This is a genomic window from Rhodopirellula bahusiensis, from assembly GCF_002727185.1.
In the GTDB taxonomy this organism is placed as follows: Bacteria; Planctomycetota; Planctomycetia; order Pirellulales; family Pirellulaceae; genus Rhodopirellula; species Rhodopirellula bahusiensis.
Map to the genome: position 1 here is coordinate 1 of NZ_NIZW01000012.1, position 18,219 is coordinate 18,219.

The 18,219-nt window shown below is 51.8% G+C and carries 12 protein-coding genes; 9 read left to right on the forward strand and 3 right to left on the reverse strand.

Annotated elements, in window-relative coordinates; all coding sequences use genetic code 11:
* Window positions 1–91: 91 nt before the first annotated feature.
* The 5 genes from CEE69_RS16125 to CEE69_RS16155 all read left to right on the forward strand — a co-directional run bounded on the left by CEE69_RS16125 (window position 92) and on the right by CEE69_RS16155 (window position 7,833).
* On the forward strand, window positions 92–727 hold the full coding sequence (locus CEE69_RS16125) for an HsdM family class I SAM-dependent methyltransferase (protein ID WP_199169888.1): 636 nt from the start codon (window positions 92–94) through the stop codon (window positions 725–727).
* Complete coding sequence (locus tag CEE69_RS16130) at window positions 724–1,953, forward strand: restriction endonuclease subunit S (protein ID WP_099261660.1); 1,230 nt, start codon at window positions 724–726, stop codon at window positions 1,951–1,953. Before CEE69_RS16125 ends, CEE69_RS16130 begins: the two co-directional genes overlap by 4 nt.
* Window positions 1,950–4,313, forward strand: coding sequence for an EcoAI/FtnUII family type I restriction enzme subunit R (hsdR, locus tag CEE69_RS16135; RefSeq protein ID WP_099261661.1), 2,364 nt, complete (start codon window positions 1,950–1,952; stop codon window positions 4,311–4,313). Before CEE69_RS16130 ends, hsdR begins: the two co-directional genes overlap by 4 nt.
* 733 nt (window positions 4,314–5,046) lie before the next feature.
* Entirely contained in the window at window positions 5,047–6,426 is a 1,380-nt protein-coding gene (locus CEE69_RS16150) for a hypothetical protein (RefSeq protein WP_099261664.1), read from the forward strand.
* 477 nt (window positions 6,427–6,903) lie between these two features.
* Complete coding sequence (locus tag CEE69_RS16155) at window positions 6,904–7,833, forward strand: hypothetical protein (RefSeq protein WP_233215285.1); 930 nt, start codon at window positions 6,904–6,906, stop codon at window positions 7,831–7,833.
* A 63-nt stretch (window positions 7,834–7,896) separates the two neighbouring features.
* Here CEE69_RS16155 and CEE69_RS16160 read toward each other — a convergent pair whose 3' ends face one another.
* The 3 genes from CEE69_RS16160 to CEE69_RS16170 all read right to left on the reverse strand — a co-directional run bounded on the left by CEE69_RS16160 (window position 7,897) and on the right by CEE69_RS16170 (window position 10,939).
* A complete protein-coding gene (locus tag CEE69_RS16160) occupies window positions 7,897–8,784 on the reverse strand; it encodes a DUF2059 domain-containing protein (RefSeq protein WP_233215286.1) in 888 nt (295 codons plus the stop codon).
* 52 nt (window positions 8,785–8,836) lie between these two features.
* Window positions 8,837–9,628, reverse strand: a complete 792-nt coding sequence (locus CEE69_RS16165) for a trypsin-like peptidase domain-containing protein (protein ID WP_099261666.1) — start codon at window positions 9,626–9,628, stop codon at window positions 8,837–8,839.
* A 141-nt stretch (window positions 9,629–9,769) separates the two neighbouring features.
* Window positions 9,770–10,939, reverse strand: a complete 1,170-nt coding sequence (locus tag CEE69_RS16170; protein WP_099261667.1) for a zinc-dependent alcohol dehydrogenase — start codon at window positions 10,937–10,939, stop codon at window positions 9,770–9,772.
* Window positions 10,940–11,565: 626 nt separating this feature from the next.
* On the opposite strand from CEE69_RS16170, the gene CEE69_RS16180 reads away from it, so the two are divergent.
* From CEE69_RS16180 to CEE69_RS16195, 4 genes are read left to right on the forward strand one after another with little or no spacing between them, the layout of a single operon-like run.
* Window positions 11,566–13,341 (forward strand): preprotein translocase subunit SecA, encoded by a 1,776-nt coding sequence (locus CEE69_RS16180; protein WP_099261669.1) that lies wholly within the window; start codon window positions 11,566–11,568, stop codon window positions 13,339–13,341.
* Window positions 13,341–14,330 (forward strand): efflux RND transporter periplasmic adaptor subunit, encoded by a 990-nt coding sequence (locus CEE69_RS16185; protein WP_099261670.1) that lies wholly within the window; start codon window positions 13,341–13,343, stop codon window positions 14,328–14,330. Before CEE69_RS16180 ends, CEE69_RS16185 begins: the two co-directional genes overlap by 1 nt.
* Entirely contained in the window at window positions 14,320–15,786 is a 1,467-nt protein-coding gene (locus tag CEE69_RS16190) for an efflux RND transporter periplasmic adaptor subunit (RefSeq protein ID WP_099261671.1), read from the forward strand. The genes CEE69_RS16185 and CEE69_RS16190 overlap by 11 nt, the downstream gene beginning before the upstream one ends.
* Window positions 15,787–15,789: 3 nt before the next feature.
* The gene (locus CEE69_RS16195) at window positions 15,790–17,991 is read left to right on the forward strand and encodes a biotin/lipoyl-binding protein (protein ID WP_099261672.1); all 2,202 of its coding nucleotides are present in this window, start codon (window positions 15,790–15,792) and stop codon (window positions 17,989–17,991) included.
* Window positions 17,992–18,219 lie beyond the last annotated feature (228 nt).

Sequence of the window (18,219 nt, forward strand, 5' to 3'; positions counted from 1 at the left end):
GTTGCGTTTGAGTTGGTTGTGGTTAACCGTTAAACGCAGTGGTTCACGCGATGGTTTCTCTATTCAACAAGTTCTTGGTGAATAATGCGGGATCAATGACCTTCAAGAGAAAGATCGCTTCGATGTCTGTCTTGCCAATCCGCCCTTTGGTGGCAAGGAACGAAAGGAAGTCCAACAAAACTTCCCCATCAAAACTGGCGAGACTGCTTTTTTGTTTCTCCAGCACTTCATCAAACGATTGAAGGCAGGCGGCAGGGCGGGCATCGTCATCAAGAACACGTTCCTAAGCAACAGTGACAACGCAAGCGTGAGCTTGCGAAAGCTATTGCTAGAGAGCTGCGATCTCCACACGGTTCTTGATTTACCGGGTGGCACCTTTACGGGTGCGGGAGTGAAGACGGTGGTGTTGTTTTTCGAGAAGGGGAAACCAACGAAGAAGACCTGGTTCTATCAGTTGAACCTTGACCGCAACCTGGGCAAGACAAACCCTCTCAACGAGAAAGACCTAGCCGAGTTTGTAAAGCTACAGAAAAAGAAAAAAGACAGTGACAACTCGTGGTCCGTGAAGTCTACGGATGTCGATCAAGCATCCTTCGATTTGTCGGTAAAGAATCCGAATAGCGATGAGGAGGTAGTGCTACGAGAGCCAGAAGTGATTCTTGACGAGATTCAAACATTGGACGAAGAAGCTGCTGGAATCCTTGAAACGATTCGAGGACTGGTATGAGCGAAACACTTCACAAACCGCTTGCCTCTCTGTGCAGCCTCTTCACGGATGGAGATTGGATTGAATCGAAAGATCAATCGCCAAAAGGGATTCGACTTATCCAGACAGGAAACGTCGGCGTCGGAGAATTCAAGGATCGACGGGACAAGGCGAGATTTATCTCCAACGCGACATTTGCACGATTGAACTGCGAAGAAATCTTTGAAGGCGATTGCCTAATTTCGCGATTGCCGGACCCGTGTGGCAGGGCGTGTGTTATCCCTGATTGCGAAGATCGGATGGTAACGGCAGTTGATTGCACAATTGCTCGCTTTGATTCGTCTGTGATGATCGTTGACTATTTCCGTTACTACTCACAATCACAGCCCTATCTTTCAGCAGTTGAAAGAGAATGCACAGGAGCAACGCGAAAGCGAATTAGCCGAAAGAATTTGGGTAAGGTAGAGGTTCCGGTCCCCCCTCTTCATGAGCAAAGGCGAATCGTTTCAATTCTCGATGAAGCATTGGGGGCGATTGGAAAGGCGAAAGAGAACACCGAAAGAAACTTGGCTAACGCCAAGGAATTGTTTGCCAGCTACCTTGATCGCGTTTTCACGCGACCAAATGAAGGATGGGAGGAAACAACGCTTGGAGAAGCTTGTGTACTAAAGAGTGGGACTACAGTCAACAAAGCACTGGAAAAGAGTGTCGGAGATGTGCCGTATGTCAAAGTTGCCGACATGAACCATGAAGGCAATGAGTCAGAGATTGTTGGTTCGTCGCGTTATCTTCTCCAGTCTGACGTTAAGCCAAACTCTGTCTTTCCGGTAGGAACCACGATCTTTCCAAAACGGGGCGGAGCGATCTTGACGAACAAGAAACGTCTAACAAAGGTTCCCATTTGCTGTGACCTGAACATCATGGGCGTCATTCCTCCAGATAGTATCAATCCTCATTTTCTGTTCTTCTATTTTGTAAACGTTGACATGAGGGAACTAGGAAGCGGCTCCACCATTCCTCAGATCAATAACTACGATATTGATCCACTGCCGATTTTTGTTCCAAGTCCGGAAGTTCAAAAGTCAACTGTGGAAAAACTGCTTTTGTTGCTTGCTGAAGTTGAGAAGCTGGAACATTGTTGCAAACAAAAGCTCTGGGCACTCAGCGAACTCAAACAGTCCATTCTGCAAAAAGCGTTCACCGGGCAACTCACTGCCAAATCGTCTGAACTAGAGTTGGTGCCGTGAACGAATCCGAAACCAGAGCCGAACTGATCGACCCTGCCCTAGCTGCTGCTGGCTGGGGAAGCGTTGAAGACTCGTTGGTGCGTCGCGAGTACAAGATTACAGATGGCCGGATTCAACTTGGTGGGCGACGATCCAAGCGAATGATTGCCGACTACGTTCTGGTCTATCGTGGGATCAAGTTGGGAGTCATTGAGGCGAAGAGTGACGAGAAGGAAGCTGCCGACGGAGTGGGGCAGGCCAAAGAATACGCGGGTAGGTTGGACGTTGAAACGACCTTTGCCACCAACGGCAAGACGATCTACCAAATCGGTATGAAGACTGGGACAGAGGGCACGGTAGACCGCTATCCCACGCCGCAGGAACTTTGGGACAAGACGTTTGCCGAGTCAAATGAGTGGCGAGACAAGTTCAACCGCGAGCCGTTGAATCTGAGTGGTGGACTTTGGCAACCAAGGTACTACCAGGACAATGCGATCAATCGCGTGACGGGTGCGATAGCTGACGGTAAGCAACGTGTACTTCTGACGATGGCTACGGGGACGGGCAAGACAGCGGTTGCCTTCGAGATCGCATGGAAGTTGTTTCAAACGCGGTGGAACCTCAAGAGAGATGGATCAAGACGCCCTCGCATTTTGTTCTTAGCGGACCGCAATATTCTTGCCGATCAAGCGTTCAATGCGTTCTCCGCATTCCCAGAAGATGCACTGGTACGGATTCGACCAGATGAGATCGGCAAGCGAGGACGAGTGCCGACCAATGGCAGTATCTTCTTTACGATCTTCCAGAGCTTCATGAGTGGGCCAGATGAAACGCCCTACTTTGGAGACTACCCGAAAGACTACTTTGACCTAGTCATCATTGACGAATGCCACCGGGGCGGAGCATCTGACGAGAGTTCATGGCGTGACATTCTCGAATACTTCTCCCCCGCTGTTCAGATTGGATTGACCGCAACCCCCAAACGCAAGAACAACGTCGATACCTATTCGTACTTTGGCGAGCCGGTCTACACGTACTCTCTAAAAGATGGGATCAACGATGGGTTTCTAACCCCGTTCCGAGTTAAGCGGATCAAGACCACGCTGGACGAATACGTTTACTCACCCGATGACAAGATCATTCAGGGCCAAGTCGAGAACAACAAGCAATATAAAGAAGAAGATTTCAATAGGGTGATTGAGATCGTTGAGCGGGAGGCGTACCGGGTGAAGATTTATTTGGAGCAAGCAGACCAAAAGCAAAAAGCGATTGTGTTTTGTAAGACTCAGCTTCACGCCGGAATTGTGAGAGACCTCATTAATCAGATGAAGGACAGCGACGATCTGAACTATTGCTGCCGAGTGACGGCAGACGATGGGGCGATTGGAGAACAGCACTTACGCGACTTCCAGGACAACGAGAAGACAATCCCTACAATCCTGACGACGTCTCAGAAGCTATCCACGGGTGTAGATGCAAGGAATGTGCGAAACATTGTTTTGATGCGACCTGTGAACGACATGATTGAGTTCAAACAGATCGTTGGACGCGGTACACGGATGTTCGACGGGAAGGACTACTTCACGATCTACGACTTCGTGAATATCTTCGATCACTTTGCCGATCCTGAATGGGATGGCGACCCCGTTGACCCTGACGAGTGTGAAATATGCGGGCAATATCCCTGCATTTGCGAGAAGCCACCGAAGGTTTGCAAAAAGTGCGGGCAATCTCCTTGCGTTTGTGTGAAAGATCCTTGCCCCGAGTGCGGGCAACGTCCTTGTCAGTGCATCAAGAAAGTGAAGATTGAGCTTGGTAAAGGAAAAAGTCTCCAAATCAACCACATGACAGAGACTTCGTTCTGGGGACCAGACGGGCAACCAGTCACATCGGAACAGTTCATTCAACAACTCTTCGGAAAACTGCCTGACTTCTACAGCACGGAACAAGAGCTAAGAGATACTTGGTCCGATCCATCTACCCGAAAGGTTCTGCTAGACCGACTGGATGAGGCAGGATACGGCATCGACGCATTAAACACGTTGCGAGAGCTAGTGGCCGATCCAGACAGCGACCTGTTCGACGTGTTGGAGTACGTTTCGTTTGAAGTATCGCCCATTACGCGGGCAGAGCGAGTAGCTGCCGCAGAACCCAATATTTACGAAGGGCTTTCTCAAGAACAGAGAGAGTTTGTCGAGTTTGTCCTATCGCGTTACATCGAATCGGGCACCGAAGTCTTGGATCGTGAAGTTCTGCCCGAGTTGTTGAAGCTGAAATACGAAGCGATTGAAGACGCGATTTCTGTGCTAGGTAGTGCCGATGAGATCACCAGCACCTTCGTGGGCTTTCAGAAGTCTCTCTACGCGGTTCTAGCTGGTTAATTCAGCCAGGTGCCTGTGTCTTACCCGTCGTTCTTGGCGGGCTGTTTTGGCGTTAAACGGGAGTTTGCCCAAAAGATGTGTATAGATAAGTAGAGCACCTTTGCTCACTCATTTACTCAGCATTCAAGGGAGAAACCAAATGCGACATCAAACGTTTAAGAGAATAGAAAAGGCTTGGCGAAATAGGCCAACAGACCACGAATTTGAAAGCTGGGAACAGTTCCTAGAAGTGCTTTCCAGCCTTGGTGAAGTTGACGGTGACGGCAGCGACTTCCACTACTGTCCACGATGGGCGGAAGAACCGCTTGGGCCGGATAACATCAAGCTAGTTGAAGTTGTCACTGACGGCTGCTGGGACAAAGTTTTGCACCCAGCGATATAGGGCACGGAGGATTTAGATGATTAAGACAGACGCAATACGCGAGACGGCAAAAGACCACCTGCATTGGACGAACCAACAGATCAAAGAAGAGGTGAAGCGAAAGCATGGGCTAATCGTTTCAAGTTCGGCCATTATCAACGTGATTGGATCACATCGGAGACGAATGCGGGATGCCTCCTTGTCGATCAACCTTCTTGGTGAGGCAAGGAAGTTCTTGAAAATGGTCGGTAGCTTCGAGCAGGCCAGGAACTTGCTTGCATTGGCTGAGACAGAAAGTTAGCAAGGCTGGAAAAAATGAACGGTGAATGAGGTTTAGACTGAGGGAAATGTATTTATTGCAAGGGTAGGACTATGAAATTGAAAAGGAAACTACAAGAGATAGACGAGCTGTGTGACGACTATCTTGCCGGGACGATTCTCTTCGTGCCGGAAGATCTGAAAGACCGACTCGAAAACGAGAAGCTAGATCGACGGCGACGCGAAGGCTATTACTTGACTTGGTCTGTCATTCGGAATGGATACTTTGAGACCGATGAGTCGTCGTGGCGATACATCCATGGTGACAACTTCGAGAAAATTGGAAGCAATGGCACTATGCCCCATGATGCCAAAGCATGGCTAGAAAAGAACGGCTTTATCAAGTGGGATCAAAGTTATGTTGCCGAGAATATCGCAACAGGCAAAAACGAAGCACGCCCCCAGAGATACCGAGTTCACGACTGGGGCAAGACTACGGTCAAGCGGCTTGAGTCGAAGAATGTGATATCAGCACTGGTCCGAAATAAGCCAGTTGAACCCGAGCTTCAATACTCGCAGCATCAACTCGACTTGCTCACACCAGACGTTGGGCATCTCAAGCATATCATGCGAGAGGTTTTGATCTGCAATTGGCAGGGAGTTGACATTCGCAACGCTGTTGAGAGGGAGTTTTTGTTCGATCAGATAGAAAAAAGTGGAAATTCAGCAGAAAAAAAAGGAAAACCAGGAGAATATAGAACCGCTACTTTCAACTTTTCGAGTTCGCTGGACGATTGGCGTGACAGTTCTGTTCAGACCTTCGGCCTTCCAGTGTTGAAGTTGTTGAATCGTCGAGGCATAGTAAAAAGAGGAAATAGTGTTAGGCGTTTGTTCTCACCCCTTACGAGTTTGATGAGGGAGTTTCGACAAGGTTTTTTCTACGCGGGGCAACCTTGGGTAAACTGCGACCTGATTTGTTCTCAGCCCACCTTACTAAGCTACCAATGTGGAAACACTCAGTTCACTGCTGACTGTTTGGACAACAGCTTCTATAACAAGATCGCAGAGTCCCTCAACGTCAGCCGAGATGAAGCAAAGAGGGCGTACTGTGCTTTCGCCTACGGCCCCAATCGCACTCCGAAATCGAGAAACAAGCCAGCGTTGGCGGTTCAGCACTTTATGAAGGAAACGTATAAAAGTGCACATGACCATATATGGAACTGCAAGCGAGGAGATCACCGAAGGTTTATTCGCTCACTGCAAGACCGAGAAGCCACAATCTTCATTGACGATATCTACGCTGAGCTAAGAAGGCGACGGTTGCCCGTTCTATCGATCCACGATTCGGTTATCACCACTGCTAAAAACGAAGAAGAGGTTTTAAGCGTAATCAAAAGCAAGTTAAAGAAAGAAGGAATAGAGCAGCAGGTAAAAGTGGAGAGAAAGAGGAGACAACAGGAAACAGAATCTAACGACAGAGGAAGACATATATGATGGGCGAATTTTCGACCAAGCATTTGTACGGAATGAACTTGTCCTGAGTTCTTCCGCCTGACTTCCCAGCGGCGTCTCAACCACCCCGCCCCAAATCAGGGGACGGCGGTACTCTGTTTTTGAAGATAAAACCCCACCCCCCTTCGCACCCCAATCTCTCTTCTTTAACTTGCCCAAATCCTGGGCACACAACTATGGACTCGGAGAGCCGTTACGCGAATCGCTTTATCGACGAAGCAAACGGTGACCGGTGACCAAGACAACAGCACGCTTCAAAAAGAGATTGAAAAAGAGCGAAACCTGTTGTAACCTTCGATGACTGGCAGTGCCTTCCAATCAGTTGACAAAAAGTCCGGCAACGTGGCTAAAACGCGTAAAATCGTAGATTCAAATACACCCGCCGGGTGTATTGGTCAGACACTGGTTCGGTGCTAGCCAAATCAGTGCATTCGTTTGCCTATTTGGAGCGTCTCGAACATGCGACCATCGATTTTTGCTAGCGGCTTTCTCTTTGCCGTTCTCTCGCTTCAGATGGGCGACTCACCCAGGTCATCGGCGGATGAGCCTACTGCTCGTGCAGACGTGGTCGAATTGCTGGACGGGGCGGACTCTGCCGAGGCAGCCCTGAAAGCGATGGTGGCCGCCTCCAACGCCGGGGACGATCAGGCAGCAATGCTGTTGGTGGACCCTGCCATTCGTCCCTTGTTGCTCCCCAGCATTGCCATCGAGCGATACGCCATTGATTCTTACTTCTTAGAAACGAGGGCGTTCGGAGAGGACAAAAAATTCCGCGGAGGACAGCTATTCCATTTCACACTCCGAGATCTTGTTCGCATCCGAAGCATCAAACAGTTGGAAAAGCGATTGGTTGATGACAAACGCGTTGTGTTCACGGTACTCACGACTGAGAAGAGCTACCATGAGGAAAAGCACATTCACAACGTGCGATCTTTCCTAGCGATCCAACGTTCGGATCGTTGGTATCTGTTTCGCCCATTCGGAGAACTGACAAATCTCCTTTGCGGAATCGATCCTTGGCAAGATACAAACGAGCCGGTGAAACTATTGCAAGTCCACCAGTCGGACGACGAACATTCGAATCGTAAAAATGCCGATTACGAATTGGAGTATCGACTGCCCATCGAACTCATCCACGAACACTTGGTGGAAGCAGCATCCGCCCCTGAAATCAAAGGGGCCAATCAATTGGCAAGCAGATTGCAACGCCACTACGACAGCATCGTCAACCGAGCGAAGCGAGGCGACTACCAAAGTCGACGTGAACTCAAAGACGCGATGGATCCGATCGAAGATTGGGCTGACATACTCTCAGGAACAACCGCTTCACTGGCCCCGGGCTTGCTCGAATTTGCGAAGAAGCATGGGCTCAAGCCAGAGCCGAATTGAAGGCGCGCCTAAGAACGAAGACGACAATTCTTCTTGGAAGACGTTTCAACTGTTGCCGCTAGTTCACTCGAATGGGTCCTTGTAACCGGTCGGCTTCTCGGGAAGCGTGATCTCTTTCTTCGTGTCAACGATCAACGGCCATTCTGATGGCTCAGCATTCAACTCGACGAACCGATACTTCAACTCATCCGCGGTGACCGATTCGATAACAATCAGCTGACTCTCTTCTGCATAGTTGAAGTTCGTTTCCGCCAACAACTTCCCTTGGAGGACCCAAACGCCCTCATCGCTGAAACTCATGAATTCTTTGGATGCATGGTTGATCTGCACACCATGCAACGCGTTGGATCCCGACAGACTTTTCTTGTGCCAGCCCCGGTATCCGTTCCCTTGCTCATCCATATCGTCTGTATACCATGTTCCAACCAAATGTTCTGGCGGAATTGGTGGGGACTGAATAGCGTCTTCCAGCAATTTTTTCAAAGGCCCCGTGGCGCCGTCGACGACATTGGTAACATTGGATTTTGTTCGCAGAATCAACGGCAACTCGAGCTTCGCAAGTGCTACCCGGCGTAGGACCTTGTTTTTTAGATCAGTTTGTTCCGCAAGGAATTTGCTACCTGTTGCGGACGAATAGAACGCATGAATTTCCCCGAGCTCTGCGTTGTCAAATTTTGTTGAATATTCATCTGCGACATAGGTTTCAACCTGCTTCCAATCGAAGCTGTTCTTGAATTCAGCCTCACTGGACTCCAATCGCTTTCGCACCGTCTCGGGCAGATCAGACTCAATCACATTTTGAGTTGCCGCTTCGACGTCGCGTCGCCAACCATCGACGACGATACTCGCAACACGCCCAGCAAGCTTCTCTCGCTTCGACACAACTGGTTCGTCGCCGCTGCTGGCGGTGCCCAAAACGACAAGGAAGGCAACCAGCGTGAACCGAAACATGGGCAAAATCCTAGAAGGCGAGTGAATTGACTGACTCGGATGGTACACAAGATCATTCATCTGGCATGGCCTCGTCCAGTCCAGGCACAAATCGCGTGACAGGGTTGCCATATCCCCAAAGAGCACCTTCCACCTGCATTCCAGCCAGATTCACAGCCACGACATGCCCGCTCTCATCGACGATTGGTGCACCGCTGGTTGCTCGCAAATCCAATTGCGCGTTCAAAAACTCCATTTTGAAATAGCCGTCGTCTTCGACTCCAAGGAATCGTCCTTGATGAAGAAACCGACCCTCGGGCGCCCCGCCAATCACGTGCGCCGCCAACCATACCGGATCACCAGGCTGAAGAGCCGCCGTAGAAAACTGAATTGCGTCCAAAGCCGTTTCATCTGGAACAGCAAAGACGAGCACATCGCCATTCGTTGAACTCTCGGGGAATGGAGCAGCACCTGCAAGTTGATATGGCATCGCCGGAAAACTTTGTTCTTGTTCGTCACCTGCAATTCGAAAAATCGAGACCGTTTCCACGACGTTCGAAATCTCGATCGCCGACACTTGCGACGACAATCCACCTGCCGGACCCAGCAAATGAATTGCAGTGACGATCACCTTGCGATTGGACTGTGGCAGTTCAGCTGCAAAGGCGGTTCCTGCTGTAACGTCGCCCTGAATGGTTTCGATTCGCTGTCGAAAAATGCAAGCAACTGCGTCTTCAACATTCCCGGTTTGATCAGTGACTACAGACGGAGATTGTGATGTTTCAAGATCAGATCCAGACGGGGCACATCCGACGGCAAGCAACAACAAACTCTGAATACAGAGGAACGACAGCTCATTCTTCATGAATACCCTGGCAACTTAAACGCAACATATCGACCCAAAACATTCGCCATTGCTGAATACTGAAGGCACAATAGTCGATGCGTCACTGATTTCACACCTCGGTATCGGGTTAGCAGAGACCTTATCGAAGTGCCTGCATCTTCATGGCTTCAAGACGACCTTGATGCAGCCGTCTTCTTTGTCTCGGAACTTTTTGTACGCTTCCGGGGCGTTGTCCAAGGGTTCGACGTGGGTGATCACGAACGATGGATCGATCTCACCGTTGGTGATCTTTTCCATCAACGGTGTGAGGTAGCGCTGCATGTGAGTCTGGCCCAAACGAATCTGCAACGCTTTGTTCATGGCGGTTCCCCACTGCAGGCTCACGCTGCTGAAGTAAACACCGGGCACGGACACTCGGCCGCCTTTGCGGCAGCACTTGAAGATCTCGTTCAGCACGTGCGGTCGATCCGATCCGAGATGCAGCGCTGTCTTGGCATCGTCCAGCGCCGACTGCAAGTTGCCCGCGGCGTGATTCTCCGCCCCGACCGCATCGATGCAGCAATCCGGCCCTCGTCCGTTCGTCCACTCCTGCAAAGTCTCGTACACATCCGAGTTTTCGTAGTCGATGACTTCCGCCTTGGATACCGATCGAGCCATTTCCAATCGCTCAGGCACATTGTCGATCGCAATGACTCGTTTTGCACCGAGCATCCAAGCACTTTGGATGGCGAATTGTCCAACAGGACCACAGCCCCAAACCGCGACCGTGTCGGTGGATTGGATGTCGCAGTTTTCCGCCGCCATGTAACCGGTCGGAAAGATGTCCGACAAGAACACGACTTGTTCATCCGGCAGTCCATCGGGCACTTTGATCGGCCCGACATCCGCGTAAGGAACTCGCAAGTACTCCGCTTGCCCTCCCGCGTATCCACCGAGCATGTGTGTGTAGCCAAACAAACCGGCGGGCGAATGCCCCATGATCTTCTCGGCCTGTTCCGCATTGCGATTGGACTCATCGCACAACGAATACAACGTGCTTTGACAGAAGAAACATTCACCACAAGAGATCGTGAACGGCACCACCACTCGATCGCCGACGCTTAGATCGCTCACCGCATTGCCAACCTCGACGACTTCGCCCATGGGTTCATGACCGATGATATCGCCGGCTTCCATCGCAGGAGCAGCACCGGCCATCAAATGCAAATCCGACCCGCAAATTCCGGAGGCAGTGACGCGAATGATTGCGTCGCGAGGATCCAGTATTCTTGGGTCGTCGACGTTGTCCACGCGAATGTCGTTCCGACCGTGCCAGCAAACCGCTTTCATCTATCCAGTTCCTTTTCGATGTGATTGCCCCGCCGAATCGAAATCAACGGAAGCCCCGAGCGATGGCCGAACACTCTGCAAACCTTGCAACTACCCAAAAAGCATGTTGCGATTCGGCCGGGTGTTTCACTGGAACAGCAACTCCCGCGCCGATGATTCGAATCAGCCCACATCGACATTAGCGCCTCGACCCAACCAAGTCATGCGCCATCTCACTTCATTACCAAAAACATCATGGACATTTTGAACTGGGCCAATCCCGCCAGGATCATGTCACATCATCGCGTTCGCCAAACGCGTTTCCGTCGATCGATTTTCAACGGAGCCCACCTCCTTCCCGCTGCGCCTTTGATGGCACCGCGCCCCCGTCTGAGTTGGCTTCGAAAAACAGGAAACATTGTGGGATTGCGTGTTCTCGCACACCCGTCAACGAAGTTCGAAACTGACCGCGAAAGCACTTCAAAATTCGCATTCCGATCGACCGGATTCTCCGCTTTGCATGCACTACTCGCCCAATCAGTCTTCCATTTTGCGAAACGTGTTTCTCTGACGTCAACCAAAGCGACTCGTATGGACGAAGGTGACAGAACCTGTCCTTCCGCGCGTCTTTCTGGTTCAACTTCGGGATGCTATTTCAATCATTCCTACGGAATCCATCGCCATGCCTTCAGGCAATCGACCGGACCAAGGTCGATTCCGTTGTTGATGTTTTTCACGATGTGCTTGGAATCCGTTTGTATCCGGTGCAGATCGAAGCAGCGATCGCGCTGACGCAAGGTCGAATTGCGGAGGTTCAAACAGGAGAAGGCAAAACCTTCATCACCGGACTTGCCGCTGCGTTGTTGGCAAACGACAGCGTCGGCGTACACGTTGCAACAACGAACGAATATCTCAGCCGCCGAGACTACGAACAATTGCGTGCCGTTTTCCGTTGTCTCGGACTGACAGTGTCCTGCTTGCACAGTGAGCAATCAGCCGACGAGAAACGCGTCGCCTACTGCTCTGACATCACCTACGGATCGGGATGCGAATTCGGCTTCGACTACTTGCGAGATCAAGTCAACCTGACGAGCCAAGGTAGCGTTCCGGCCGGACGCCGATTCTTAGACGCGTTGAATGGATTGCCCAGCCTTGAGTCGCGGCCGATTCAGATCAGAAGAGGTGTGGCGATCATTGATGAGGCAGACAGCGTGATGATTGACGAAGCCGGCACGCCGTTGGTGCTGGGTAGTTCGGCGGGAGCAACTTCATTGGACGAAGAAGCATTGCGAGAGGCGAACTCTCTAGCAACCGAGTTTGAAGCTGGACGCGACTTTCAGTTGAATCAATCACGCTGCGTTTTTTCGGTTGAGGCAGACAATCGAATTCGAGAGCAGCACAAACGAGTGGCAAACAGTCCGCTTCGGCGACCGTGGCCCCAATATGTTTCTCAAGCTGTCATGGCTCATCATCGATACGCTCGCAATGTCGACTATGTCGTCTCCGAGGACAAAGTGGCGATCATTGATGTTCACACGGGTCGGATCCATCCAGAACGAACTTGGCGAGGTGGTCTGCATCAGGCAATCGAGATCAAGGAGGGCCTGCAGCCTACCTGTGAATCCTCCACCGCCGCTCAAATCACCCGGCAACGATTCCTTCAAAAGTACGACCTACTGTGTGGGCTGACGGGAACAGCGACGGGAAATGAGAAGGATTTCCAAACCTTCTTTGGACTCAAAGTCCAAGTGTTCCCCACTCACCGTCCATCCTTGCGTCAACGACTTCCATCGCTTTACTTTTCGAGTATCGAGACGAAGGAACGATTCGCCAGTTCGGAAGCCATCCGCATAGCACACGATGGCCGGGCAGTGATTGTGGCGACACGTTCCATTGAAGAAGCGGATCGCATGGGAAAATTGATTCGGATTCAAAACCCATCGGTTCGCATCTTGCACGGCATGCAAGATGAGGACGAGGCCGAATTAGTTGGTCAGGCCGGTCGCCCGAACCGAATCACAGTAACTACCAGCATTGCAGGCCGCGGGACCGACATAAAGGTTGCTCCTGAGGTGCTTCAGCGGGGCGGCCTGCATTTGATCTCAACACAACACCACGACTCAATGCGTGTTGATCGACAACTTGCCGGACGTGTTGCTCGCCAAGGCCAGCCTGGCAGTGTCCAACAACTTGCCAGTTTGCACGACATGGTACTTGAGAGCCATGCAGCTTCTTTCGTTTTGGCCCGTCGCATCCAAAGCAAACTCGCTCGGTTGGACAGTCCGAACGGCACTCCTATTCCCAGCATCGACAGAGCCATTCAAAAACTGCAACGACAACTAGAACACCACGGCCATGTTCAACGATTGCAACTGGTCGCTCGCGATCAGTGGATCAACCGAATTCAAAACGAGGTGGCATAATGCAATCCCAACACGCTCTCGCTTATCATCCCGTCCAAATTTCATTTGCTCTCTCCACCCGAGTCGCTGTCTTACTGTTGATACTGGGGTCATCTAGCCAAACAAGTCAGGGCGAAGAATGGATCTCTTTCACCCAGCCCGTTCATCGGATTGAGTTGGCTGCGAAAGAGTCGGGACGGATTGAAGAAGTCCTGGTCAAGAAAGGTGATGAGGTCTGCGCTGGACAAGTCTTGATTCGACTGGACGACGACCTGCATCGGATCGGGCAACGACTAGCCGAGTGTGACGCCAAAGACAATTCGCAAATCGAACAATTGCGGATTGAGCTGGAGAGCTACCGAACTCACGCGAAAAACGTGCGGAGGCTGTACGATTCCGGTGCAACCAGTCCTGAAGAACTGCGGGAAGCGGACCTCAAAGTTGCAACGCAGGAAATTGCCTTGCAGTCAGCGCAGAACGACTCGGCTCAAAAACAATTGCGTTTGGAAGAAGCCAACACGCGACTCGAACGAAGATTGGTTCGCACGCCACTGTCGGGCGTCGTGGTGGATGTGATTGCTCATCCAGGCGAATACGTCTCAACAGCCACACCGCACCTGATGACTTTGGTGCAACTGGATCGTTTGCGCTGCACATTCTTCCTGGACACTGATGCCGCGTCCTCTCTGACTGTTGGACAAAGCGTTGCGCTGGAATTCGATAGTGCACGCCGATCCCCGGTGGTGGGAGAAGTCGAACACATCTCCGCCGTCACAGAAGCGGACAGTGGTTTGGTCAGCGTCGATGTGATGCTCAACAACGACTCGCGTCAGTGGCGGGCGGGCCGCCGAGTGCGACTGCTTTCACTGCAACCAGTGGTGACGCGATCTAGTGCACGCACTTCTCCATCGCTCAATCCACCGCTTTCGAATGCTCCCTCCGCGTTGACTGCACCGCGAATTTCTGTTTCGGCTTCTCACCGCGATCTGGAGGCGTACTATGCCCGCTAGTTCAAACGACGCGCCGACACCGGTCAAGATTCGTCCAACACAGCGAGTTCATTCCGCCGAAATCCCATCCGGATCAGACCTCGAACTACGTCAGCGCATCGCCGTAGCCAACGCGAAACTTCAATCTGCTGCTTGGTTGATCGAGGTGCTTGAGGATCTTTCTCGATGTGAATCGTTCGTTTCGGCATGCCACCTCGTGACTGATCACCTGCGTCGCCATCTTTCAGCGCAGCGTGTGGTTTACATCCAAGCTGAAACGGATCGTCCCAATCGAGTCGTGGCGGTCACCGATACGCCAGCGATCGACCAGGAATCCGACCTGGCACGGCTGTATTGTCAAGTTGCGGTCGAGTGTGCAGATTCCGATCAAATCAGAATTGCTTCTGCTGTTCTCGCGCAACCAACCGAGAGCATCGTTGGGTATGCACAGCAACAATTGAGTGAGAATCAGGGCGACGTCCTGGCAATCCCTCTCTTCGACTCTCAATCAGAACCGCTGGGATGCATCCTGATCGTTGGTCGGGTGGGAACACTTGTTTCTCACGATGGCTTGACTGAGTTTGCGTCAGCGATCCGAGGACCAATCACGTCCGTGTTGTCTCAAAACCAGCGAGCCGAGGGTGGACGCTGGGAACAGCTTCGACAGCGAATCAGTGGCCTGACTCCCAGTCGAAAACTTGCGGTTTTGATCGTGTCGGTCACGGCAGTGGCGGCAATGTTCGTTCCGGTGACTCACAACGTCACCTCTGATTTTGAAGTCCAACCGACGACTCGCAACTTCCACGTTGCACCATTTGATGGATTGCTTCGAGAGATGAACGTCGTCGCCGGAGACGAAGTGGTCCCTGCTCAATGCTTGGCGAGGATGGAAGATCGCGAACTGCTGTTGCAAATCGACGAACTGAACGCCAAGCGTTTAGAGCTCGCCAAAAGCCAAGACCAGGAGTGGATCGCTCACCGAGCCGCCGAAGCGGTCGCGGCAGGCCTGCAGATCGAGCAAATCGACGCCAAATTGTCTCTTTTCAACCAACGGCTCGCACGCACAGAGTTGAATGTTTCCAAGGCTGGCATTGTCTTGCAGGCTCCCTTGGAAGATCGGCAAAACGTTCCGGTCCATCAAGGCGACGTGATCTTTGAGATCGCACCGCTGGAACAGTTGCGGGCAGCTGCTTTGATTCCCGGACATGACATTCACCATATTCAAACTGGCATGCAAGTCGATCTGGATATTGACGGACTGGGCGGGTCGTCCATCATGGGAACCATTGATCGAATCATGCCTCAGGCGACCGCAGTCAATCAACAACACGGATTCATCGTGCATTGCACGATTGACAATCGCGATGGTCGTTTGCGACCGGGAATGAATGGAGTGGCAAAGGTTGATGCGGGCACCAAGTCGCTGGGCTGGGTTCTTTTCCATCGCCCATTTGATCGCATTGCAAGATGGTGGTGAACGATGTCCCAAGCATTCAATTCAACCACCGAACCATCCTTCTCTGGCAATCCATCGCCGACCGAGTTTGACGCGCGAACAGTCGACCTCATGTCGATCTCGCCAGAATTGCGTTCGGACCTGACGGTTGTCCGACACTTCTATCGCGGCTGCCCTTGTTATGTGATTGATGATCCAGCGAGCGGTCGGAACCATCGTTTGGGTGAATCAGAATACTCCTTCGCAACCGCATTGAACGGCAAACGAACGGTGGAGCAAGCGGTGGCGGTCGTCGCTCAACGTTTCGGACCAGAGGCTCTTGGCGACGATGAAGCCCTCGGGCTATTGGGCTGGTTGGTGGATACCGGGTTGCTGCACAGCCGGACGCGGAAGGGCCAACACGGCGAGTCAGAATCACAAAACAAGTTGGATCTCAATCGCCGTTCGCTCACTGTCGGAACATTGTTTCAACGTTTTCGCTTTGGGAATCCTGATCGCTACATCGCCGCAATCACGCAGCGGCTTTCACAACCGATCCTGGTGCTACTCGCGATCGCATCGGCACTCTGTCTTTTCACCGGCGCAACGCTATTCGCGGGTCATTTGGACGCATTGGAACGAACCGTTCGCCAAGCCGTTGTGAGTGATCGCCTGTTGTCCTTGATGTTCACCTTTGCTGGTTTGAAAGTCCTTCACGAATTCGGTCATGCGCTGGCGTGTCGCTTGTTCGGATGCGCCGTCCGCGGTTGCGGAATCGTGATGATTCTCTTTGTTCCAATGCCATACGTGGATGTTTCGTCGGTTTCACTTTTGACATCGAAGTGGAAACGCATTGCGGTTTCGTTGGCTGGAGTGTTCTTCGAATTGATGATCGCCTCTCTCGCGATGAACGTCTTTGCATCCACGAACGATCCATTGCTTCGATTGCAATGCGTCGACGTGATGGTTGCAGCTGCAATCACCAGCTTCGCATTCAACCTGAACCCGTTGATGCGCTTTGACGGCTACTACGCGATGGCTGATGGATTGGAAATCCCAAACTTGGCCACCCAAGGATCCCGCGCGTTGCGAGCCATCCTAGGGAGAGTCTTGATAGGAAAGGCAATCGGTCCCAACGAAATCGCCAACCCGAAAGGATGGATCATTGGGCACGGCATCCTGTCCGGAGTGTGGAGAGTATTCATCACTGTCACCTTGCTAATTGCAGCTTCCACCATGTTTTCGGGATGGGGACTCCTTCTAGTTTTCGCGGTCGCCTTCGGTTGGGCACAAAAACATCTTTCACTACTACTGAGCCACTTGATGGATCCAACGAAAGGAATCGCCATGCATCTCAGCACCAAACGCGTGGCGGCCATGGTCGCAGGAGTAGTTGGATTGGGGATATTCGCTTTGTTCGTTCCAATTGCCCGTTCCAAGCAACTTCCCACCAGCATACGATTGGCAGACACGCAGTCGATTCGGTGTGCTGAATCTGGATTTGTTGCGGAGGTCATGGTACGCGTTGGTGATCAGGTTCAAAAAGGTGACCCGTTATGCCAACTGACCAGCCCTGAACTGGAATCGGAATTGGCAATTGTCCAATCCAACCTCCGGTTATCCGCAAGCCACCTTCGTCGTCTTCATAGCCGTGGCGACATCGCAGGTTTCCAAGCAGAAACGGCGAATGAACAATCTCTTCGACGCCGACTCGATTCCGTTCGTCAGCAACTGGATTCGCTGTTGATCGTCGCACCGCAAGCTGGACAGATCGTCGAAGGCAACCTTGATGACTTGGAAGGTCGCTTCCTACGTCGCGGCGAAGCCGTTTGCACGATGGGCGACAATGAATCCGCCCATATTGTCGCGTTGCTACCCGCTGACCAATCGTTGCACTGGGAAACAAACTCGGTCCATCGGGCGAGGCTGTGGGTTGAAGGCCAACCCAGTCATCCAATGGACATCGCTTTGCAACTCGACTCAATGCAAGCAAGCGATCGGGTCGAGTTCACTGAGCTTGCTGCTTCCGTGGGCGGACCGCTTCCAGTTTATGCCGGTGATGAGTCCGGCGGACCGCGCTGGGTGAACCCTCAACTCAAATTGACAGCGACACTCGCTCTAGACTCGGTTGATTCCGCCAAACCGCAATTAGCGCCTGGCCAAGTTGCGGTATGCCGCATCCAAATGCCGAAGCAACCCATCGCGATGACGCTCCGCGATTGGTGGTTCTATGAAGCTGCGAACTAGTGGATTCACCCACTCAAGATGAACATGAAATAGTCGGATTTTCAAACCGACTGTTTCGGTTGGGACCTTCTGTACACCCATACGACATTCTCTTTCCTGAGCAAGAAGTTGTTTCGATACTGAGTGAAGTTGAATGTCATTGCCAAGGATGCCCAATTCTACGACTCGGCCTTTGCCCGTTTTCGTCCCCTTCTCTACTCAAGGATGTGTCGTGAGCCCGCTGCCTCC